This window comes from Azonexus sp. (genome assembly GCF_049652925.1).
In the GTDB taxonomy this organism is placed as follows: Bacteria; Pseudomonadota; Gammaproteobacteria; order Burkholderiales; family Rhodocyclaceae; genus Azonexus.
Genome location: NZ_JBASFI010000005.1, coordinates 143,271 through 165,387 on the forward strand (window position 1 = coordinate 143,271; position 22,117 = coordinate 165,387).

At 61.9% G+C, this 22,117-nt stretch carries 21 protein-coding genes; 4 read left to right on the forward strand and 17 right to left on the reverse strand.

What is annotated here, in order from left to right:
* Window positions 1-8: 8 nt before the first annotated feature.
* From WBK19_RS02330 to urtB, 6 genes are all read right to left on the reverse strand, one after another.
* Window positions 9-863, reverse strand: a complete 855-nt coding sequence (locus WBK19_RS02330) for an urease accessory protein UreD (protein WP_511286583.1) — start codon at window positions 861-863, stop codon at window positions 9-11.
* Between the two features lie 141 nt (window positions 864-1,004).
* The gene (scpB, locus tag WBK19_RS02335) at window positions 1,005-1,784 is read right to left on the reverse strand and encodes a methylmalonyl-CoA decarboxylase (protein WP_511286585.1); all 780 of its coding nucleotides are present in this window, start codon (window positions 1,782-1,784) and stop codon (window positions 1,005-1,007) included.
* 149 nt (window positions 1,785-1,933) lie between these two features.
* Complete coding sequence (gene urtE / locus WBK19_RS02340) at window positions 1,934-2,626, reverse strand: urea ABC transporter ATP-binding subunit UrtE (protein WP_511286587.1); 693 nt, start codon at window positions 2,624-2,626, stop codon at window positions 1,934-1,936.
* Window positions 2,627-2,714: 88 nt separating this feature from the next.
* Window positions 2,715-3,488 (reverse strand): urea ABC transporter ATP-binding protein UrtD, encoded by a 774-nt coding sequence (gene urtD, locus WBK19_RS02345; RefSeq protein ID WP_511286723.1) that lies wholly within the window; start codon window positions 3,486-3,488, stop codon window positions 2,715-2,717.
* A 56-nt stretch (window positions 3,489-3,544) separates the two neighbouring features.
* Window positions 3,545-4,657 carry an urea ABC transporter permease subunit UrtC gene (urtC, locus tag WBK19_RS02350; RefSeq protein ID WP_511286589.1) on the reverse strand — a complete coding sequence of 371 codons (1,113 nt, stop codon included), beginning with the start codon at window positions 4,655-4,657 and terminating at the stop codon, window positions 3,545-3,547.
* A 9-nt stretch (window positions 4,658-4,666) separates the two neighbouring features.
* On the reverse strand, window positions 4,667-6,244 hold the full coding sequence (urtB, locus tag WBK19_RS02355) for an urea ABC transporter permease subunit UrtB (protein WP_511286591.1): 1,578 nt from the start codon (window positions 6,242-6,244) through the stop codon (window positions 4,667-4,669).
* Window positions 6,245-6,431: 187 nt separating this feature from the next.
* On the opposite strand from urtB, the gene WBK19_RS02360 reads away from it, so the two are divergent.
* The 3 genes from WBK19_RS02360 (at window position 6,432) to WBK19_RS02370 (ending at window position 7,745) form a co-directional block, all read left to right on the forward strand.
* Window positions 6,432-6,713 (forward strand): DUF6156 family protein, encoded by a 282-nt coding sequence (locus WBK19_RS02360; RefSeq protein ID WP_511286593.1) that lies wholly within the window; start codon window positions 6,432-6,434, stop codon window positions 6,711-6,713.
* 48 nt (window positions 6,714-6,761) lie between these two features.
* On the forward strand, window positions 6,762-6,980 hold the full coding sequence (locus tag WBK19_RS02365; RefSeq protein ID WP_511286595.1) for a Nif11-like leader peptide family natural product precursor: 219 nt from the start codon (window positions 6,762-6,764) through the stop codon (window positions 6,978-6,980).
* 189 nt (window positions 6,981-7,169) lie between these two features.
* Window positions 7,170-7,745: a hypothetical protein gene (locus tag WBK19_RS02370; RefSeq protein ID WP_511286597.1), complete on the forward strand. Its 576-nt coding sequence runs from the start codon at window positions 7,170-7,172 to the stop codon at window positions 7,743-7,745.
* Window positions 7,746-7,759: 14 nt separating this feature from the next.
* Here WBK19_RS02370 and WBK19_RS02375 read toward each other — a convergent pair whose 3' ends face one another.
* The 11 genes from WBK19_RS02375 to WBK19_RS02425 form a co-directional block, all read right to left on the reverse strand.
* Window positions 7,760-8,230: a hypothetical protein gene (locus tag WBK19_RS02375; protein ID WP_511286599.1), complete on the reverse strand. Its 471-nt coding sequence runs from the start codon at window positions 8,228-8,230 to the stop codon at window positions 7,760-7,762.
* 237 nt (window positions 8,231-8,467) lie between these two features.
* Window positions 8,468-9,634: a GGDEF domain-containing protein gene (locus WBK19_RS02380; RefSeq protein WP_511286601.1), complete on the reverse strand. Its 1,167-nt coding sequence runs from the start codon at window positions 9,632-9,634 to the stop codon at window positions 8,468-8,470.
* Window positions 9,635-9,784: 150 nt separating this feature from the next.
* On the reverse strand, window positions 9,785-11,047 hold the full coding sequence (urtA, locus tag WBK19_RS02385) for an urea ABC transporter substrate-binding protein (protein ID WP_511286603.1): 1,263 nt from the start codon (window positions 11,045-11,047) through the stop codon (window positions 9,785-9,787).
* A 303-nt stretch (window positions 11,048-11,350) separates the two neighbouring features.
* A complete protein-coding gene (locus tag WBK19_RS02390; RefSeq protein WP_511286604.1) occupies window positions 11,351-12,445 on the reverse strand; it encodes a restriction endonuclease in 1,095 nt (364 codons plus the stop codon).
* A 136-nt stretch (window positions 12,446-12,581) separates the two neighbouring features.
* Window positions 12,582-13,508, reverse strand: coding sequence for a response regulator (locus tag WBK19_RS02395; protein WP_511286606.1), 927 nt, complete (start codon window positions 13,506-13,508; stop codon window positions 12,582-12,584).
* Window positions 13,495-16,899 carry a hybrid sensor histidine kinase/response regulator gene (locus tag WBK19_RS02400; protein ID WP_511286608.1) on the reverse strand — a complete coding sequence of 1,135 codons (3,405 nt, stop codon included), beginning with the start codon at window positions 16,897-16,899 and terminating at the stop codon, window positions 13,495-13,497. The genes WBK19_RS02395 and WBK19_RS02400 overlap by 14 nt, the downstream gene beginning before the upstream one ends.
* 61 nt (window positions 16,900-16,960) lie before the next feature.
* Window positions 16,961-18,208, reverse strand: coding sequence for a dihydroorotase (locus WBK19_RS02405; RefSeq protein WP_511286610.1), 1,248 nt, complete (start codon window positions 18,206-18,208; stop codon window positions 16,961-16,963).
* 3 nt (window positions 18,209-18,211) lie between these two features.
* Window positions 18,212-19,171: an aspartate carbamoyltransferase catalytic subunit gene (locus WBK19_RS02410; RefSeq protein ID WP_511286612.1), complete on the reverse strand. Its 960-nt coding sequence runs from the start codon at window positions 19,169-19,171 to the stop codon at window positions 18,212-18,214.
* Window positions 19,164-19,673, reverse strand: coding sequence for a bifunctional pyr operon transcriptional regulator/uracil phosphoribosyltransferase PyrR (gene pyrR / locus WBK19_RS02415; protein WP_511286614.1), 510 nt, complete (start codon window positions 19,671-19,673; stop codon window positions 19,164-19,166). Before pyrR ends, WBK19_RS02410 begins: the two co-directional genes overlap by 8 nt.
* A complete protein-coding gene (ruvX, locus tag WBK19_RS02420; RefSeq protein ID WP_511286616.1) occupies window positions 19,657-20,085 on the reverse strand; it encodes a Holliday junction resolvase RuvX in 429 nt (142 codons plus the stop codon). The genes pyrR and ruvX overlap by 17 nt, the downstream gene beginning before the upstream one ends.
* Window positions 20,086-20,101: 16 nt before the next feature.
* On the reverse strand, window positions 20,102-20,662 hold the full coding sequence (locus WBK19_RS02425) for a YqgE/AlgH family protein (RefSeq protein ID WP_511286617.1): 561 nt from the start codon (window positions 20,660-20,662) through the stop codon (window positions 20,102-20,104).
* A 38-nt stretch (window positions 20,663-20,700) separates the two neighbouring features.
* Here WBK19_RS02425 and WBK19_RS02430 point away from each other — a divergent pair, with 38 nt between their 5' ends.
* Window positions 20,701-22,107 carry a cryptochrome/photolyase family protein gene (locus tag WBK19_RS02430; RefSeq protein WP_511286619.1) on the forward strand — a complete coding sequence of 469 codons (1,407 nt, stop codon included), beginning with the start codon at window positions 20,701-20,703 and terminating at the stop codon, window positions 22,105-22,107.
* The last annotated feature ends 10 nt before the right edge of the window (window positions 22,108-22,117 follow it).

A 22,117-nucleotide genomic window follows, 5' to 3' on the forward strand; every position in this document is an offset into this window, starting at 1 on the left:
AAGACTCCTCAGGTATTCCAGATTCGGGGGGTAACTGCCGGTCGACCGCAACAGGCCGGACGCAGGATGGACCACAGGTCGGCGAACCACAACCGGGCGGCTTCGCTGCTGTCGCCGAGGTAACGGGCGACGAGCATGCCGGGCAAGGCGCTCAGGCCATGATTGGCGCCATCGACGGGGACGACTTTGCGGCAGGCTTCGAGCAGGGCTACCGCCTGCTGCGGCAATTCGGGAAAGGTGCACAGCAAGGTGCCGCACACCGTGGCGCCGGCCCAGCCGGCCGGGCTGCTCAACATCGGATCGCTGCCGTCGAAGCCACCACGTTCGATCCAGATCGGACGGTTGCCACGGTCAACCCGAAAAAACAGGTCAAATCGACCATTTTCAAAACGCTCGCCAGCCGCCGCCCGGCCGAGACACAGGATGTCCCAGCCGATATAGCGGCTGTCGGCGGCCAGCGCAACACGGGTTTCCATGCGCGCCCGGGCGCCGTCGAACACGATGGTTTCCTGCGGTAGCCATTCGAGCACGGCTCCGGCGCCGACAATGAAGTCGATGTGCTGGCTGGCCTCGGCGCCGCCCGAGCGATACCACTTGCCGGCGCCGGGCGTGGTGATCTGGGCCTGCGCGGAGGCGTCGAGCGTCGCAGCAATGTGCAAGTGGTCGCCGCCGGCGATGCCTGAGGGCGGATGGAGCAGGATGGTCTGGCAAACACCTTCGCCTTCCGGGTAAAGCGCCTTTTGCACCCGCAAGGGCCCCAAATGACGATTTTCGCGCAGCACGGAGCGCGCATCGCGGCGCGCAAAGCCGAGTTGCAATTCGGCATGCCAGTTGGGCGGGGCGATCGACAGGCGGCTGTTCATGGCCGGATTATCGGCAAAACCCCCAGTGCCGACCATACGCAGGAAAGCGTAGGCAGCTTACGGGCGAGCTTGGCAGATTTTTCCTGGCGGCCCGACCCCGGCGCGCAGCATCGAAAGAAGGAGCATATTTCTCCTTTTCGGCTATTCGCCAAGATAGAGCGGCTTGCGTTTTTCCTTGAATGCATTGATCCCTTCGGCATAGTCGCGACTGTTATACACCACCCGACGCAAGCCCTGGATACGCTCGAAATCGGCTGGCGACAAGGCGTGTGCGGCGGCCAGGATGCGCAGTTGCTCCTTCATGACACCGATCGCCAGCGGCGAGTTGTGGGCGATGGTCTGCGCCATGTCGTGCGTAAAATCCGAAATTTCGGCGGCCGGCACGACATGGTTGATGATGCCCTGACGTTCGAGGCGCGCGGCCGTCATCGGTCGACTGGTAAAAAGCAGCTCTTTTGCAATGTGCGGTGGCGCGGCATTGAGGAAGGTGAGCAGACCGGTGGCGTTGTAGGGCACACCGAGCTTGGCTGGTGTCGCAGCAAAAGTTGCCTCCGGGGTGGCGACGATCATGTCGCAGGCAAAGACCAGTTCGCAGGCTCCGCCCCATACACTTCCCTCGATCAGCGCGATGACCGGGGCTGGAAAAGCCTCCACCTCGCGGATCAGCATGCGCAGCGGGTCTTGCCAGCCAAGTGGGTCGAGTCCGCCAAGCGGCAGCTCGGAAACATCGTGGCCAGCGGACCAGACCTGCGCGCCGGGCTGGGCGCGCAGGATGGCGACGCGCACCTTAGCCTCCTTGAAGCTTGCCAAGGTCGCGGCAATTGCCTGGACCAGGTGTTCGGACAGCGCATTGCGCTTGATATCGTGGTTCAGCGTAACGGTGCCGATGCCGTTGCTGATCTCACCAAGAACCAGGGACATGTGCGTACTTCCTGTAGACATTATTCCGCCGTATTGTGCCTGAGACGGGGCCCGGCCCAGACCATTGGCAACAAACTATTGCCGTCGGCGCTACGCAAGCCATTGATCGGGCGAAACGCGACAGCCCCAATGACTTCGCGATATTCAGCTTATACCGCCAGCGCCTCGCGCACCCCATCCTGCGGCATCGTTTCACCCCGGCCGCGCATGATGAATTCGCCGCGCTCCATGAGCAGGTACTGGTCGGCCAGGGATTCGGCGAAGTCGTAGTATTGCTCGACGAGCAGGATGGCCATTTCGCCGGTTTCGGCCAGCATTCGGATGGCGCGTTCGATGTCCTTGATGATCGAGGGCTGGATGCCTTCGGTGGGTTCGTCGAGAATGAGCAGCTTGGGGCCCATGGCCAGGGCGCGGCCGATGGCCAGTTGTTGTTGCTGGCCACCGGAGAGGTCGCCGCCGCGGCGGTGCATCATCTGTTTGAGCACAGGGAACATGTCGAAGATGCGCTGCGGAATCGGCGTACTGCCGGGTTTGGTGGCGAGGCCCATGAGCAAGTTTTCCTCGACGGTCAGGCGCGGGAAGATCTCGCGGCCTTGCGGGACGAAGCCGATGCCGGCCTTGACGCGTTCGTGCGGCGGCAGGTTCGTGATGTCCTTGCCGTCGAAGGTAATGCTGCCCGATTTGGTTTTGACGAGGCCCATCAGCGACTTGAGCAGCGTGGTCTTGCCGACGCCGTTGCGGCCGAGCAGGGTGGTGACTTCGCCGGTTTTGACCTCGAAGCTGAGGCCGCGCAGGATGTGGCTACCGCCGTAGGCCTGGTTGAGGGTATCGACTTTCAACATGATGTTTTGTCCTGTTCGGGTTGGCTGCCGGGGTTTCCACGGTCAACCGGAAAAAATGCCCAAAAATGAAATCTGTTCAGCGGCCAACTCAGCGGCCGAGATACACCTCGATGACGCGCTGGTCGTTCTGCACCGTGGCGAGATCGCCCTCGGCCAGCACTGACCCTTCGTGCAGCACGGTGACAAGGCCGCCGAGTTTTTCGACGAAGGCCATGTCGTGCTCAACGACGACCAGTGAATGCTTGCCGGCCAGCGAGACGAACAGTTCGGCCGTGCGCATGGTTTCATCGTCGGTCATGCCGGCGACCGGCTCATCCAACAGCAGCAGCTTGGGTTCCTGCATCAGCAGCATGCCGATCTCCAGCCACTGCTTTTGCCCATGCGAGAGCAAGCCGGCTTGCCGGTCGGGTTCCTTGTCCAGCCGAATCAAGCGCAGGGTTTCGGCGATCTTGTCGCGTTCATCGCCGGCCAGCCAGGCCATCAGACTTTTCCAGACGCGCTTGTCGGTCTTCATGGCCAGTTCGAGATTTTCGAACACCGTGTGCTGCTCGAAGATGGTCGGTTTCTGGAACTTGCGACCGATGCCGACGTGGGCGATTTCCGGTTCAGTCAGGCGGGTCAGGTCGATCGACTGACCGAAGTAGGCCTTGCCCGAATCGGGGCGGGTCTTGCCGGTGATGACGTCCATCATCGTCGTTTTGCCGGCACCGTTCGGGCCGATGATGCAGCGCAGCTCGCCGGCGTTGATTTCGAGATTCAGGTTGTTCAGGGCCTTGAAGCCGTCGAAGCTGACGGTGATGTCTTCGAGGTAGAGGGCAACGCCGTGCGACAGGTCGAGTTCGCCGGTGACGAAGTGCCCCATCTGATCCGCGCCATCGCTGCCTTCCGGACGGTCATCTTCGAAAAGGTCAATCGTGTTCATGCTTCGGCTCCTTTTCTGGCCATCAGTTTCTTCCACAGCCCGACCAGGCCTTGCGGCAGCATCAGCGTCACGACGATGAAGAGCAGGCCGAGGAAGAACAGCCAGTATTCCGGGAAGCTGACGGTGAACCAGCTTTTGGCGAGATTCACCACGAAGGCGCCGATGATCGGCCCGATCAGCGTACCGCGCCCGCCGACGGCGACCCAGATGGCGATTTCGATGGAGTTGCCGGGGCTCATTTCGGACGGGTTGATGATGCCGACCTGCGGCACGTAGAGCGCGCCGGCGATGCCGCACAGGATGGCGGAGATGACCCAGATGGTCAGCTTGTACCAAAGCGGGTTGTAGCCGATGAACATGACGCGGCTCTCGGCGTCGCGGATGGCAGTCAGCACCCGGCCGAACTTGGATTTGACCAGCCAGGCAGCAAAGACCAGCGTCACGGCAAGCATCACGGCGGTCAGGCCAAACAGGACCAGCCGGGTTTCCGATGAGGTGACGCTGTAACCCAGCACGCGCTTGAAGTCGGTGAAGCCGTTGTTGCCGCCGAAGCCGGTTTCGTTGCGGAAGAAGAGCAGCATCGCGGCGTAGGTCAGGGCCTGGGTGATGATCGAGAAATAGACGCCCTTGATCCGCGAGCGGAAGGCGAAGTAGCCGAAGACGAAGGCAACGACAGCCGGCACGGCCATGACCAGGAAAGCGACCCAGCCGAAGCTGTCGCTGCCGAGCCAGAACCACGGCAGTTCCTTCCAGTCGAGGAAGACCATGAAGTCGGGCAGATCGGCGCCGTAGGAGCCGTCGCGGCCGATCTGGCGCATCAGGTACATGCCGAAGGCGTAGCCGCCGAGTGCGAAGAACAACCCGTGGCCAAGCGACAGGATGCCACCGTAGCCCCAGATCAGGTCCATGGCGACGGCGACCAGCGCGTAGCACATGATCTTGCCGATCAGCGTGATGGCGTAGGTCGAGACGTGGAAGGCGCTGTCTTCCGGGAAGTTGAGGTGGAGGACCGGGACGACGACCAGCGCGAGGGCGAGGAAGATGCCGAGGGCGATCCAGCTTTTGGTGTCGAGGGAGGACACAATGCGGAGGGTGAGGGGTTTGCGCATGGTTCAGCCTTACTCGACGAAGCGGCCCTTGAGGGCGAAGATGCCCTGCGGCCGTTTCTGGATGAAGATGATGATGCAGACGAGGATGCTGATCTTGGCGATGACCGCCCCGGCCCAGCCTTCGAGCAGCTTGCTGAAGATGCCCAGGCCAAGCGCCGCCCAGACCGCGCCGGCGAGTTGCCCGACGCCGCCGACGACAACGACCATGAAGGAATCGACGATGTAGCCCTGGCCCATGTCCGGACCGACGTTGGAAATCTGCGACAGCGCGACGCCGCCCAGCCCGGCGATGCCGGCGCCCAGCGCGAAGGCCATGGTGTCGATGCGCGCCGTCGGCACACCGACGCAGCCGGCCATCGGGCGGTTCTGCGTCACGGCGCGGACGAACATGCCGAGGCGCGTCTTGTTCATCAGCACCCAGACGAGGAAGAGCACGAACATCGCAAAGCCGACGATGATGATGCGGTTCCACGGCAGGATCAGGTTGGGCATGACCTCGATGCCGCCCGACATCCAGCTCGGGTTCGAGACTTCGACGTTCTGCGCGCCGAACAGCACACGCGCCGACTGGATCAGCACCAGCGACAGGCCCCAGGTGGCGAGCAGGGTTTCCAGCGTGCGGCCGTAGAGCCAGCGGATCACCGTGCGTTCCATGATCACGCCGACCATTGCGGCGGCGAAGAAGGCGACCGGAATAGCGGCCGGCAGGTACCAATCGATGGCATCAGGGAAATAGGCGCGGAACAGCGTCTGCATGCCGTAGGTGGCGTACGCGCCGACCATCAACAATTCGCCGTGCGCCATGTTGATGATGCCCATGACGCCGTAGGTGATGGCCAGGCCGAGGGCGCCAAGGAGCAAGATGCTGCCGAGCGACAGGCCGGAGAAGGCGCGGCCGACGTTCTCGGCGATGGCCAGTCGGCTGTCGATCGCCTTCACCGCCGCGATGGCTTCGTAGCGCACCTTGTCATCGGGCTCGCCAGCCTTTTCGGTAAGCGGCAAGAGGACGCTCTTGATGGTGGGCGAAGAAGTTTCGGCCAGCGCCTTGACCGCAGCGAGGCGGGCGGCGGGGTCGGTGTGGGCCAAGTTGGCCTGGGCGTGGGCGAGGACGAGCAGCGCCTTGATCTGCGAGTCGCTTTCCTTCTCCAGCGCGCGGGCCAGCAGCGGCGCCATTTCCGGCGTCACCTGGCTTTGCAGTTTCTGGGCGGAAGCGAGGCGAACGCTCACATCGGCATCGAACAGCTTGAGCGCGGCCAAGGCGCTGGCCAGTTCGCCGCGAATGCGGTTATTGACCGTCGGCGATTCCGGATTGGCCGGCATCTTGATCGCTTCGCCGGTCGCCCCGTCGAAAGCCTTGTCACCATCGATAATCACCACCTTGTCGCCGGCCAGGAACAGGCTGTCTTCCGACATCGCCTTGAGAACGCGCACGGCATCCGGGTCGGCCGTCTGCGTCAGTTGGCGGATGGCTGCCACCTTGTCGGTCGAATCCTCGGCGGCCAGCTGGCGCACCTGCGCCGGGTCGAGCGCGGCTTGCGCCGACAGGCTGCCGAGGCTGAGCAGTAAAGCAATTAGCGTTTTTTTCATCAAATTCCCGTCCGCAATTTGTGCAGTGCAACGACAGGTTACGGGGCGGGCTCGTGATCAGGAATACGATGAATTGCGTAGGGCTTTGGCGCCGCCGGGCGCGCCTTGGTCCTGAATTTGCTAGTTCAGTCCCTGACCTGCTTTTTTGGCGGGTTTTTGTGGTCTATCCGACAATCCTGAACCAGCCATGAACTCCTCCGATCTGACGATCCGCTACTTCACGAGCTACAGCGGGGCTCGCCTGCCACTCAATCTGGTGGGCGAACTCGCCGCTGAAGACATGCGCAACCGAAACACTTTCTACCGTGGGGCGTTCGACGTTGGCGGCTTGCTGACGCGCTGCGAGAAGGTGGTTTATGGCGAGATCGAGGTTTGTCACGATTACCACTATCACTCGGATGGCAGGCTGGCCCAGGCCGTGATTCAGAACGCCGGGGACGATCCGGAAACGCTCGACTACCCGGCCTGAGAAGGCTGCCAAAGCAATGCCCATTTTGTTTTAACCCAAGGAGAAATCATGTCCGTTGCACCGATCAAGGCCTTTTCTGAAAAAGCCAGAGCCAATCCCGAACTGGGCGCCCAGTTGAAGGCCTGCCTGAAAATCAAGGAACTCCGTGCCCTGTCCGCCGCCGAGGGTTTCGAGATCGAAGAAAATTCCCTCTACCCGCCGAACGAACCGCAATTCACCGAAGAGCAGCTGTCGGAACGCCTGGTCAAGGCCCTGCTGCGCGTCTGAGGCACCGGCCGGAAGCCGTGGATCGCTGTAGCAGCCTAAACGGCGATTCCCCGGTCAACCGGAAATATCGGCCAAAATCGAAAACAGGGGCTGCGGCCCCTGTCTCGCCAATTGGCAAGTTGTAACGCTGTTGTGGCAGAGCCTCCGGAATCACCCGGCACGCCACCAACCAGGCTCACGCCACCTGCCATGCTGACCGACGAAGAAGCCCACTCCCGCCTCACCGCCCATCCGTTGCCTGCCAACCCGTGGGTTTATGCCACCGACCGCGCCATCATCATCAAGGCCGAGTACACCGACACCATCGAGCGCCTGCTGCGCTGGGCGCCGAAAACACGCTGGAGTGCCAAGCACCGTTGCTGGATCGTGCCGCTGAGCGGCCTGGAATTGGTGCGATCAATCCTGCCGGAACTGAGCCGTCTGGCCGAAGCAATGCAGACGCAGCCGATGGCCGTCGAGGAGGCCGGCGGCACTGCCCTGCCGCTCGACGCCATGGCCGCCGACGAAGCGGCACGCCAGATTTTTCGCGACAACGCGCGCCTGCTCTACGGCAGCGATTGGCAACGCGAAACCGCGCGGGCCCTTGACCGCAACGAGGCGGCCCTGGCCAGCTGGCTGGTTGGTCTGGGCGTCATGGAAGCGCCGCCGGCCGTGCTGCTCGGCGAAATGCTGGCGCTGATGCGCCGGCGCGTGCTCGATATCGCGGCCGCCGCCGACACGCTGGAACGACAGCTGGCCGCGAGCGGCATCGCACCGCCCGCCTGAACCATCGTCAGCGCTCAGATTGCCCGCACCTGATCGGCCGCAACCGTGAGTTGCAGTTGGTCTGCCTTGTCGAAGATGCTGAGCGGCACGTCAAAGACCACCTGATTCTCGTACCAGGCGCGGCCATAAGGCAGGAAGAGGCTGCTCGCCGGCAGGGTCAGCAGAGCGTCCGCGCCGCTCAGCAGCGCCACCGTGTAGCCACCACAAGCGCCTTCCGGCACGTTGTCGTCGCCGAAGACCTCGAACTGCAGGAAGACCTTGGCCGACTCGACGCCGCCTTCGGCTGTCCTGACCGCGGTCACCCGGATGTTCTGGTAGCGGCGGCCAACCTTGCCGTCCTCGGTGGACTGCAGAAACTCATGTAGCTTGCCCTTCTTCACCTGAGTGCTGTCAAGCACGGGAATGCCGAGCTGGGTCATGCCCAGGCCGGTAGGTTTGGCGGATTTGAGTGCGATCAGGGTGGTATTTTCAGTCAGTACGGGCACGACGCTCTCCGTAGTATCGAATGCAACAAGGGCGGGATGAGTGTGCGACAAATGACAGACAAAACTGCGGTCATCGTCGCATCCGGCAGAGAGTAAGCACTTTCGGTGCCAAACGGGTGGTCTGAACCCCGCGCGCCCAATCCCACGGTCAACCGGAAATTTTGGCCAAAATTGAAAACGGGGGCCTCGGCCCCCGTTCGTTCGATTGGCAATCGATCCGGATTATTTCGCTTCCGGCTAGACCGGGATGGCTGCCGTGTTTGCGCGTGGACTCACCATCTCCGGCGACACGGCCGGCGTGGCGCAGACGACGCGGTTGCGGCCTTGTGTCTTGGCCGCGTACATCGCCAGGTCGGCCCGGTGCATGAGATTGGACAGGCTGAGATCCTCCTTGTCCAGCAAGGCAATGCCGATGCTGACGGTCGGATTAACGGGGTGCCCCTGGATGTCGAGGTGCAGCGCGGCCGTCGCCTGGCGCAGGCGCTCGGCCGTTTCCATGGCTTCGGCCTGCGTCGTCTCGGGCAGGAGCAGGGCGAACTCCTCGCCGCCCAGCCTCCCCAGCCAATCGCCGGTGCGCAGGTGCCGGGACAAGGCATCGACAACAGCCACCAGCACCTCGTCGCCACCCAGGTGGCCATACTGGTCATTGACCTGCTTGAAGTGATCGAGATCGATGATCATCAGGGCCAGCACCTGCGGGGAACGTTGTGCTGCCTGAATTTGCCGGTTGGCCTCGGCGAGGAAATAGCGGCGATTGACCAGGCCGGTCAGCGAATCGCGTGAGGCTTGCGATTCAAGTTCGCGGATCAGTATGTCGTTACGCTGGCGCAGTTGCAGGGCCTCGGTCGAATAGGCATTGATCTGCCGGGCGACGAGCAGCATCAAGGCACTGAAACCGGCACCGAGCAGGCAAAGGCCGACGTTGAACCAGCTGAACTCAAGCAGTGGCGGCCCGAGCAGGGCCAGGATGGGAAAGATCATGTCGAAAGCGAGGATGCGCAGATGGGCATTGCTCATCGAGGTGGTCAGCGAAATCAGGCCGATGTGCACCAGCATGATGAACACCAGACTGGGAAAGCTGCCTGGTTGCCAGGCCCAGAAAACCAGCGACGACCAGGCCAGCATGTGGGCGCCGTGGGCGATGGCGATGCGTCGGGCCCAGCGCGGTTCGTCGCGCGGCGTGGCGTTGCTGCGCTTGAAGGCGCGATAAACACGGATGTAGTTGGCGATGATCAGCAGTTCGGCACCAGCCCAGGCAGCGGCCCACGCGACGGGAACCCAGTTGGTGAGCAGCGCGGCGACCACCAGAGCCAGCGGCGGCGCCAGATAGCGATCGTGAAGATGGATGTCTACGTAGAGGTGGAGCTGGGCCAGACGGATGTTTGCCCGCGTGTCAGTTGTCATGGGAACTGCTTTTCATCGGGAATGCGCAAGGGGCCGACTATGCCTGATCGGCGTATCCCTGTCATCGCCGGACAATGTCAAAGAATGCTAAGACCGGACGTAAAGACGGGGGCCGAAGCCCCCGTTCCTGCGACTGACAGTAGCTCCGGACTACTTCATTTCCGGCTCGTCCTTCTTCTTGTCGTTGCCGGCGATGAACGGGCTCCACGGCTGGGCCTTGACCGGGCCGGGCGTCTTCCAGACGACGTTGAACTGGCCGTCGGCCTTCACTTCGCCGATGAATACCGACTTGTGCAGGTGGTGGTTCTTTTCGTCCATCTTCGACATGATGCCGCTCGGTGCCTTGAAGGTCTGGCCGGCCATGGCGGCGATGACCTTGTCGGTGTCGGTGGACTTGGCCTTCTCGACCGCCTGCTTCCACATGTGGATGCCGATGTAGGTGGCTTCCATCGGGTCGTTCGTCACAACCTTGTCGGCGTTCGGCAGCTTGGCCTTCTTGGCCCAGTCGCGGTACATCTTCACGAACTTGTCGTTTTCCGGATTCTTGAGCGACATGAAGTAGTTCCACGAAGCCAGGTGGCCGACCAGCGGCTTGGTATCGACGCCGCGCAGTTCCTCTTCACCGACCGAGAAGGCGACGACCGGCACATCGGTAGCCTTCAGGCCGGCATTGCCGAGTTCCTTGTAGAACGGCACGTTGGAGTCGCCGTTGATGGTCGACACGACTGCGGTCTTCTTGCCTTCGGAGGCGAACTTCTTGATCTTGGCGATGATGGTCTGGTAATCGCTGTGGCCGAACGGCGTGTAGTCTTCCATGATGTCGGCGTCAGCCACGCCCTTGGACTTCAGGAAGGCGCGCAGAATCTTGTTGGTGGTGCGCGGATAGACGTAGTCGGTGCCGAGCAGCACGAAGCGCTTGGCTTCGCCGCCGTCCTTGGACATCAAGTATTCGACGGCCGGGATGGCTTGCTGGTTGGGCGCGGCGCCGGTGTAGAAGACGTTCTTCTCAAGCTCTTCGCCTTCGTACTGAACCGGGTAGAAGAGCAGGCCGTTCAGTTCCTTGTAAACCGGCAGCACGGACTTGCGCGACACCGAGGTCCAGCAGCCGAAGGTGACGGCAACCTTGTCCTTGGTCAGCAGCTGGCGGGCCTTTTCGGCGAACAGCGGCCAATTGGAAGCGGGGTCGACAACGACCGGCTCGAGCTTCTTGCCCATGACGCCGCCGGACTTGTTGATTTCGTCGATGGTCATCAGCACGGTTTCCTTGAGCGCGGTCTCGGAAATGGCCATGGTGCCGGACAGGGAGTGCAGCACGCCGACCTTGATGGTGTCGGCGGCGTGGGCGGCCATGCCGATGGACGACAGGGCGGCGGCGAGAACGGTTGCCTTGATGAAGTTGCGACGATTGCTCATGGAAGCTCCTCGGAATGGAAATCTGGTCAAACTGCGTTGTTGCAGTGCAGCGCCAGAGTACGACCGGGGTTGTTCGGGAGAAATACGTTAGATTGCGTAGGGGTACGCAGCGTACCGCTTTGCTACGGTCAACCCGAAAAATTGACCAAAATGGACATGTCGACACGCAGAGGAGAGAAGGTGGCCGGTATTAGCCATCGAACGCTGTGGAGCCAGTGATAAGCGGCAATCGGCCAGCAGCAGATGTTGCGTGTTTTTCCTTGCTAGCGGTCGTTCTAGTCACCAGATGGGTATGTGCATATTTTAGAGGACGAGCTTGAGCAGTACTTCCGAACCGCTCGATGGAGTGACCCCAGAAAACTCGTCAAAGTTTTCGAACCCCTTCAACCAAATGGACATGATTGAGCCATTTTTATACGGATCTCCGGACAACTCTGCGGTGGTATCCCCGGTTGGGTGGAGTTGGGTAACCGCCTCTTCCCGGCCTCTGTACGCCTTTGTAACCACTTTCTTTATGCAATCCTCAATGGCAAGAACAAATGCATAAGGAGTGCCACGGTCAAGCTGAAGCCTGGATTGGGTCACTTTGGTCCCCAGGTCGAATGTTATGCGCGGGGCGAAAATTATGGCTCCATCGAGGAATATCTGAGTGGGTGTTTCTGGCGCGAAATTCACCTTAATTACGTTCTTTACGGTTCCCTCGAATGTCCCACCAAAATCTATATGAGTGGGGCGATATGCCAACTGAGCAGAACGGTTGGCAATATCCAGGAGGAGTTCTTCAAGCGTTGGGTGCGGCTTACCATCGACCTCAATCCGTGTTTGAGATGGTCCCGCTGGATCACCCAAACGAATATCAATTCTGGGGGAAACACCTGGACGGAGCGGCGTTGCCGTTGTGCCCGGCATCTCTAAATTTCCAATGCTGATCGAAACATAATGCAGCCATATGTCGAGATGCCGCCCTGGCAATCCCCACTCGGCATCGGTCGGCTCCCTAAGGAGAAAGAGTGAGATGTTCTCGTGCTCTGCCTGCGCGATGGCGCCGCTCTGGAATCCCTTTGTCGAAAAAATAACGCCGCGGGAAGCCCCTACCTCCCGTATCGTTGTTGCCAGTGCATCCACGTGAAGACGTTCAATTGGTGAGTTCCGATATTTGCATTCGACAACAATCAGGTGCTCATACAGCCCTTGCGTATAACGAACTAGGACATCAATTTGACGGGGTGCACCTGAGCGTCCGGGCAGCGTGACATTGTGCTCGACATTCACGTCGCCAGTATCGTGCAGCTCAGCAACGAGCTTCTCAAACCCACCCCAGTCCGTTACTAGCTCGGCCAGTGAGTTTCCTGAGGATGAACTATTCATAAATTTTGACAGTGGGTTACCGAAGGTCATTCCATTCGAGAATACTGTCACCCCAGAATCGAACCTGCAAGCAGCCAATGTCCGCTTCCTTGGCTGACCAATGACCATTTCGGGTCGACAAAGCCATCCACGGTCAACCCGAAAAAACGGCCAAAATTGAAATGGTTCAGGCGCCGCGCATCTTGCTCATCGCCAGATTGGCCGCCGCCGTCCGAGTTTCGACGCCGAGTTTCTCGAAGACGTGCTCGAGGTGCTTGTTGACCGTACGCGGGCTGTTGCCGAGGATTTCGCCGATATCGTTGCTGGTTTTTCCCTGCACCACCCAGTAAAGCACCTCGGCTTCGCGCTGGGTCAGGCGGAAGGCGGCGATCAGCGATTCGACCGCCGAGGCGTCGTTTTCCTCGCGCAGCACGACGAGCCATTCGTCGTCGCCGGTCTGGTCGTGGAAGGAGGCGAGCAGGCGCTTGTTGCCTTCGGCGATGAGCAGGGCCGGCGCATCACGGCCGTCGGCACGGGCGCGCAGAGCGGCGGCGATCCAGCTCAGCAGTTCTTCCGGGGCAACGGTTTCCGGGTTGGCAAAGTAAGCGTTGAGCAGGCTGCGGGCCAGTGGCGTCTGCCAGACGACCTTGCTGTCTGCCGCGCGCACGGCGACGGTGGCTTGGCCGAAGGCGTCGAGCGCGCTGCGCGCCTGCTTCATCTGCCGGGCGTTGGCCATGTGGGCGGCGATGCGGGCGAGCACCTCGGCCGGGCGGATCGGCTTGGTGACGTAATCGGCGCCGCCGGCGGCGAAGGCGGCGACAACGTGCTCGGTTTCGGTCAGGCCGGTCATGAAGACGATGGGAATATGCTGGGTGGAGAAGTCGGCCTTCAACCGGCGGGCGACCTCGAAGCCATCCATGCCGGGCATCAGCGCATCAAGCAAGATGACGTCGGGCAGGCTCTGGCGGGCGCGTTGCAGCGCCGCTTCGCCGTGCGTCGCGACGAGCACGGTGTAGCCGGCTTCGTCGAGCGCATCGTGCAGCAGGGAGAGGTTTTCCGGCACATCGTCCACGATCAGGACGATGTCGGAGATGGTCCGATCAACGGGCGGCATCGCGCATTTTCCTGATAATTTCCTTCATCGCATCGAACTGGAATTGTCGCGCAAGATCGCGCAGGACGCGGACGAATTCGGCGTGACTGGCATCCATCCGCTCGATTTCGGCGAGTTTGTTGAGGATGCCGCGCAGGTAGCCGAGGGTGATCAATTCGTCGAGCGCGGCCATTTCGGTTTCACCAGGCGGCAGCAGGGGGAGCGGTTCGGCCGGCGTGGGCTGTGCCACTGCGGCGGGCGCATCGGCCGTCACCCATTCGAGGTCCAGCTTACGGCCCAACCAGGCGAGCAGTTCGTCGACCTTGAGCGGCTTGACGATGAAATCGTCGGGCGTCACGCCGACATCGTTGTCGAGCCCCTTGTCGTAGGCATTCGCCGAGAGGATGGCGATGGCGGCCTCGTTGTGGCCCTGCTGGCGCAGGCGGCGAATGGTTTCCCAGCCGTCGATGCCGGGCATGCCGAGGTCCATGAAAATCAGGTGCGGGGCGAAACGCGGCACGGCGGCGAGGCATTCGTAGCCGCTGGCCGCCTGCTCGACGACGAAGCCAAGCGGTTCGAGGACGTTTTGCAGCAGGTCGCGGTCGACCTTTTCGTTATCGACGACGAGGATTCGCCGGCGCACGCCGACGTAGCCGATGCGGTTGAGTTTGGGCAACTCCTTCGCTGCCTGCGCCGAGTGCACGGATGGCTGGAAGAGGCGGATGCGGAACAGCGTGCCTTCGCCCGGCGTGCTCGACACCTGCATTTCGCCGCCCATGAGGTCGGTCAGCATGCGGGCGATGGTCAGGCCGACGCCGCTGCCGCCGGCCTGCGCGCTGCTGCCGCGCGTGAAGGGCTCGAAGATGCGTTCCATGTCGGCAGCCGGGATGCCGGGGCCGGTGTCGCGGATTTCGAAAATCGCCATGTCGCGCCGGCATTCGACGCTGAAGGTGACGCCGCCGCGCACGGTGAATTTGACGGCGTTACCCAATACGTTGATCAGAATCTGGCGCAAGCGTTTTTCATCGGCACGGACGACGACCGGCAGTTCGCCGACCGGGCGGAACTCGAAAGACAAACCCTTGTTGCGCGCCTGCAGTTCGAACATGCCGACGATCTGCTGCATCAGTTCCGGGAAATCCATGGCCTTGACGTCGAGGGTCAGTTTGCCTCCCTCGATGCGGGCGATGTCGAGCGTGCCTTCAATGACCGATAGCAGGTGGTCGCCGGATTTGCGGATGACGCTGACGGCCTGCGCCCGGTTGGGCGGCACGTCCTCGTCGGCGGCGAGAATCTGGGCGTAGCCGAGGATGCTGTTGAGCGGCGTGCGGAGTTCGTGGCTGATCGCCGTGATGTAACGGCTCTTGGCCTGATTGGCCTGCTCGGCGACTACCCGAGCTTTTTGCAGCGCCTCGTCGGTGCGCTGGTGCGATTCGATTTCCTGCATTAGCAGCTGCGTCTGGCGGTTGGACTCCTCCTGCGCGACGCGCCGGCTTTCCTGGGTCAGCACCATCCACCAGGCGATGACGCCACTGAGCATGAGCAGCGCGGCGAAGGTCTTGATGAAACTGTCCTGCAGGCGGGCAATGACGGCTGAGTCCGGCGCGCCGAGCGCGAGTAGTTCGTGGGTGTAGAGCACGCCGAGGATGAGCGCCAGAATCGGCACGATGCCCGTCATCAGCAGCAGGTAGTGGCCGAGCCCGGTTTCGAGATAGGGCAGCGCGGCCCTAGGCAGGATGCGCCGCAACACGGCGTTCCATTGCGCGCCAAGGCTGGCTTGCGGTTTGCACAGGTCGTGGCAACGGGCGTCGAGCGTGCAGCACAGCGAGCAGATCGCCCCCTGATAGGCGGGGCAGTAAGCCATGTCCTCGCTCTCGTAGTCACGTTCGCAAATTGAGCATTTTTTCCGGTTGACCGTGGGAATCTCTTTCGGGCGGACCAGGTAGTAGCGACCGCCCGTTCCCCATGCGATCAGTGGCGAAACGAGAAAGGCTGCGACCAGCGCGACGAAGGGCGCATAGGGCTGCAACGCCTCGCCAAACAACCCGACGAAGGTGCCGACCGACAGCGCCGAGGCGATGGCCATGGCGCCAACGCCGACCGGATTGATGTCGTAAAGATGGCTCCGCTTGAACTCCAGCCCCGGCGGCGACAGGCCGAGCGGCTTGTTGATGACGAGGTCGGCGACCACGGCGGCCATCCATGAAATGGCGATGTTCGAGTAGAGCCCAAGCACCTGGCCAAGCGCCTGGAAGACATCCAGTTCCATGAGCAATAGCGCGATCAGCGTGTTGAAAACCACCCAGACCACGCGGCCGGGATGGCTGTGCGTCAGCCGGGAAAAGAAATTCGACCAGGCCAGCGAACCGGCATAAGCATTCGTGACATTGATCTTGAGCTGCGAAATGACGACGAACAGCGCCGTCGCGGCGATGGCCAAGGTCGTGTTGTCGAAGACGTGCGAGAAGCCGATCAGGTACATCTGGTTCGGGTCGACGGCCTTCTCGGCGGGGATGCCGTTGCGCAAGACGAGCCAGGCGAGCAGCGCCCCGCCGAGCATCTTGAGGACGCCAGGAACCACCCAGCCCGGCCCGCCGATGATGACGGCGAGCCACCAGCGACGGTTGTTGGCCGGCGTTTTTTCCGGCATGAAACGCAGGTAATCGACCTGCTCGGCCATCTGCGTGACCAGCGCGATGCCGACCGTCAGCGCCGCCGCAAACAGATGCGGATTGAAACTGGAATTTCCGCCCAACTCGCCGCCCCGTTCGCCACCGTATTGCCAAATGCCGGACAGCGCCTGCGGGTCTTCAAGGAAGAGGAAGGCGTAAGGCAGGACGAGCAGGAAAATCCACAGCGGCTGGGTCCACGCTTGGAGTTTGCTGATTGCCGTGACACCGTGGGTAACCAGCGGAATGACGACCAGCGCGCAGATCAGATAGCCCCAGACCGGCGGTATCTTGAAGGCGAGTTCGAGCGCGTAGGCCATGATCGCCGCTTCGAGGGCGAAGAAAATGAAGGTGAAACTGGCGTAGATCAGCGAGGTGATCGTCGAGCCGATGTAGCCGAAGCCGGCGCCGCGCGTCAGCAGGTCCATGTCCAGCCCGTGGCGGGCGGCCATGACGCTGATCGGCAAGCCGATCAGGAAGATGATCAGGCCGGTGGCGAGGATCGCCCAGAAAGCGTTGAGAAAACCAGCCTGGACGAGCATGGTCGCGCCGACCGCTTCGAGGACCAGAAAGGAGGCTGCTCCAAAGGCCGTGTTGGCGACGCGCAACTCTGACCATTTGCGAAAACTGCGCGGCGTGAAACGCAGCGCATAGTCTTCCAGGGTTTCGTTGGCAACCCAGGTGTTGTAGTCGCGCCGGATTTTGATGATGCGCTGGGTGGCCGTCGTGAGCTGTGGATCCATGCGACGATTAAACCATGAATCTACAGCTCAGACGGGGAGGCAAATCAGTGCTGAAAACGCCTCAAGCCTGATAAACGACGCGCCCACCAACCAGCGTGGATTTCACCTTGCCGGTCATCATGTAACCGGTCCATGGCGAATTCTTGCCACGGCTCTTGAGGGCGTCCGAGGTCAGTTGCCAGGTCGCTTCCGGGTCGAAGATGCAGATGTCGGCCGCTGCGCCGACGCCCAGTTGGCCACTGGGCAGACCGAGGACGGCAGCCGGCGCCGAGGTGATGCGGGCCAGCGCATCGGACAGGCTTACGCCGGCCGTCTCTGCCCACTTCAGGGTGAGCGGCAACAACACTTCAAGCCCGGTCGCCCCCGGCTTGGCTTCGCCAAAGGGCAGCAACTTGTCATCTGCGCCGACCGGCGTGTGGTCTGAACAGATGACGGCCAGACCAGCAGCGGCCGCATTCGACAGCGCCTGACGGTCGCTTTGGGCGCGCAGCGGCGGGCTGAAACGGGCGTGCGGGTTGAAGTAGCCGATGTCGTTTTCGGTGAGCAGCAGGTGATGAACGCCGATGTCGAAAGTGATTGGCAGACCTTCATGCTGCGCCCGCTGGACCAGCGCCACGCCGGCCGCCGAGGAAAGGCGGGTCAGATGCACGCGACAGCCGGTATCGCGCACGAGCTGGACGATGGTGCCGACGGCAATGGTTTCGGCCGCGACCGGAATGCCGGCCAGACCGAGACGGCTGGAAACCTCGCCCTCGTGGGCAATGCCATTGCGCGACAGCCAGTAATCCTGCGGCTGCAGCCAGATGGCGAAGCCGAACGTGGCGGCGTATTCCATGGCGCGGAGCAGCGCCTCGGTGTCGGTGACCGGCTTGTTGGCTTGCGAGAAGGCGACGCAGCCGGCCTTCTTGAGGCCGGCCAGTTCGGCCAGACGCTCGCCATTGAGGCCGAGGGTCAGGGCGCCCAGCGGCAGGACACGCGCCTTGCCGATTTCGGCGCCACGATGGACCAGACGGTCGGCCAGTTCCGGCTCGTCGAGCGGCGGATCGGCGTCGGGCGGAACGACGACCGAAGTGACGCCACCAGCCACGGCGGCGGCCAGTTCGGCCTCGATGGAGTTGAGGCGGGCGCCGAGGTCAATCAGTCCCGGGCAGACGACGCAACCGGCGGCGTCGATGCATCTGCCGGCGACAAAACCGGCGGGCGCGTCGCCCAGCCCGGCCACCTTGCCAGCGGTGATGTAGAGCGAAGTGCTGCGGTCGACGCCATTTTTCGGGTCAATTACGTGGCCGTTCTTGATTTCGATGTTCATTTATCAGTTCCCCGCAACGATGCTCATGACGGCCATGCGGACCGCGATACCGAAAGTGACTTGCGGCAGGATCACGGCCTGCGAACCGTCGGCCACGGCCGAGTGGATTTCGACGCCGCGGTTCATCGGCCCCGGGTGCATGACGATGGCGTCCGGCTTGGCCAGCGCGAGTTTCTGCGGTGTCAGACCGTAGTGACGGAAATATTCGCCGGCAGAAGGCAGCAGGGCGCCGGTCATGCGCTCGTTCTGCAGGCGCAGCATGATGACGACGTCGACATCCTTGAGCCCTTCATTCATGTCGTGGAAGACGTGCACGCCGAGCTTGTCGAGATGCTTGGGCAACAGGGTTTCCGGCCCGATGGCGCGGACTTCCGGGACGCCCAGCGTGGTCAGCGCGTGAATATCGGAACGGGCGACACGCGAGTGCAGGATGTCACCGACGATGGCGACGCGCAGTTGCGTGAAATCCTTCTTGTAGTGGCGGATCGTGTACATGTCGAGCAGGCCCTGGGTCGGGTGGGCGTGGCGACCGTCACCGGCATTGACCACGTGCACGTCGTCGCGGCCGATGCGCTGCAGGTGCTCGGCGATCAGGTAGGGCGCGCCGCTCGAGGCGTGGCGCACGACGAACAGGTTGGCGTGCATGGCGACGAGGTTGTCGATGGTGTCGAGCAGAGTTTCGCCCTTGGCCGTCGATGACTTGTTGATGTCGAGGTTGATGACGTCGGCGCTCAGGCGCTTGGCGGCAATCTCGAAGGTCGTTCGCGTGCGGGTCGAGTTCTCGAAGAACAGGTTGAAGACGCTCTTGCCACGCAGCAAGGGCACCTTCTTGACATCGCGCGCCGAGACTTCCATGAAGGACGCGGCGGTATCGAGAATCTGCGTCAGGATGCGCTGCGGCAAGCCTTCGATCGACAGCAGGTGGGTCAGTTCGCCTTCCTTGTTCAACTGCGGGTTATGCATTTTCCATCCTCCACACCAGTCGACCGTCATTCGCCTTGCCCAGCACGAGGTTCTGGTTATCGTTCAATTCCACCGCCCAGGCACCGTAGGCTGCGGCTACCGGCAACTCACGGCCGCCGCGGTCGGCCAGCACGGCCAGTTCGATGGAAGCCGGACGACCGTAGTCGAACAGCTCGTTGATCGCTGCCCGCGTCGTGCGTCCGGTGTAGAGCACGTCATCGACCAGGATCAGGTGACGGCCTTCAACGTCGAAGGGAATGACCGTCGGCTTGACCTGCGGGTGCAGACCCTTTTCGGCGAAATCATCGCGATAGAAGGAAACGTCGATCAGGCCGATGTCCTCCGGCAGATCGAGCAGTTCGCGCAGGCGCTCGGCGATCCAGGCGCCGCCGCTGTAGATGCCGACCAGCGCCGGCTTGCGGGAAAGTTGCGGACGAATCAGATCGGCTAGTTGGCGACACTGCGCCTCGGCATCGGGTAATACTTCAGGATGGGGTGACATGGTGCGGGCTTTCGAACCAGGTTTCAAGGATCAGTTGGGCTGCCACGGCATCAAGCAGCGGCTTGGCGGATTTGCTGTTGTGGCCAGTTTCGCGCAGGCGGGATTCGGCATCGACCGAAGTCAGCCGTTCGTCGGCAAAGCCGACCGGCAGGTTGTAGCGACGCTTGAGGCGCTCGGCGAACTTGGTGGCCAGCCGGGTCATTTCATGTGGCGTACCGTCGGCGTGCATTGGCAGACCGACAACCAGCTGCACCGGCTGCCATTCGGCGACCAGTTTGCCGATGGCGGCAAATCGGTCGTCGTTCGATTCGGCGTGGATGGTGGTCAGCGGGTGGGCTGTACCGAGCATGGTTTCGCCGGTGGCGACGCCGATGCGCTTTTCACCGAAGTCGAACGCGAGGACGGTGCCCATCAACGAGCTGACCGGCTCATGCGTGTCCTGCCACGTCGGAAAGCTGCGTGAAGCTGATGCCCAGCTTTTGCATGGCCGCTGGCAGGCGCTCTTCGGGCGGCAGGTCGAAGAGGATTTCAGCTTTGGCCGGCACGGTCAGCCAGGAGTTCTGGGCCAGCTCGTCTTCAAGCTGCCCGGCATCCCAGCCTGAGTAACCCAGCGTGACGATGATTTCGGCTGGCAGGCCTTCGCTGCCCACTGAATTGAGCACATCGCGCGAACTGGTCAGGCCGACCTCGCCATTGACGGCCAGCGTGGACTGCCATTTGCCAATCGGACGGTGCAGGACGAAACCGCGGTCAAGCTGGACCGGGCCGCCGAAATAGACCGGCAGGTTGGCGAGATTTTCCGCCGCCAGCTTGATGTCGATTTTGTCGAACAGACCGGCCAGATTCATGTCAATCGGGCGATTGACGATGATCCCCAGCGCCCCGTTCTCATTGTGTTCGCAAATGTAGATCAGGGCGTTCGAGAAATACGGGTCTTCCAGCGTCGGCATGGCGATGAGGAAGTTGTCGGTCAGGTTGACGTTGTCCATGACTGGAATTTTAATCGCCGGGAGGGTACAAACCAACCATGAAAAAAGAAAAAGCCCTTGTCTGGTTTCGCCGTGACCTGCGCGACCATGACCACGCCGCCCTGAGCGCGGCACTGGCCGGGGCGCAACAGGTTTATTGCGCCTTTGTTTTCGACTCTGAAATTCTCGATGCACTGCCCGCCCGATGTGACCGGCGCGTTCATTTCATTCGCGAATCGCTGGTCGAACTCGATGCCGCCCTGCACGCCAAGGGTGGCGGACTGATCGTCCGTCACGGCCGGGCAACCGAGGAAATCCCCGCGTTGGCCAAAGAACTCGGCGTATCGGCGGTGTTTGCCAACCGCGATTACGAACCCGCAGCCAAGCGGCGCGACGCCCTCGTCACTGAATCACTGAAGTCTGAAGGCATCGAGTTCGATGCATTCAAGGATCAGGCCGTCTTCGATGGCAACGAAGTACTGACTCAGGCCGGCAACCCGTTCTCGGTATTCACGCCTTACAAAAACGCCTGGTTGAAACGATTGACCGCAGCCGATTGTGCCGAGTGGACTTGCCATGGGCAACTAGCCGGCAGCGAGTTGGCTGGCATCCCGACGCTGGCTCAAATCGGTTTCGAAATGAGCGATCTTGAGGCCTTGGGCATTCGCCCCGGCATGTCGGGTGCCCGCGCCTTGTGGGACGAGTTCCGCCAGGGACGTATCGAACGCTACGGCGCGCTGCGCGACTTCCCGGCGGTCAAGGGGGTTTCGTACCTGTCGGTGCATTTGCGCTTCGGCACTATCGGTATTCGCGAACTGGTCCGCAATGCGCTGAACGCCAAGGACACCACCTGGCTCAACGAACTGATCTGGCGTGATTTCTATTTCATGATCCTCGACCATTTTCCGCACGTCGTCGGCCAGGCTTTCAAGCCGGCCTACGATGCGGTGCACTGGGATAACTGGCCGGATGGCCTGGCCGCATGGAAGGAAGGCCGCACCGGTTATCCGCTCGTCGACGCAGCCATTCGCCAACTCAATCACAGCGGCTGGATGCACAACCGGCTGCGCATGATCGTCGCCTCCTTCCTGAGCAAGGATCTCGGCATCGACTGGCGGCTCGGCGAGCGCTATTTTGCCGATCAGCTCAACGATTTCGACCTCTCGGCCAACAACGGCGGCTGGCAGTGGGCAGCCTCGACCGGCTGTGATGCACAACCGTATTTCCGCATTTTCAATCCGGTGACGCAGTCCGAGCGTTTTGACCCGGAGGGCAAGTTCATCCGCCGCTACGTGCCCGAACTGGCCAAAGTCGCCAACGAATATATCCACGCGCCGTGGCAAATGGGGCGCCTCGAGCAGGAAAGCATTGGGGTGGTAATCGGTCGGGACTACCCGGCACCGATAGTCGATCATGCTCCTGCCCGGGATAGAACCTTGGCGCGCTACGCCATACTTAAAAACTAGGCATTATTTC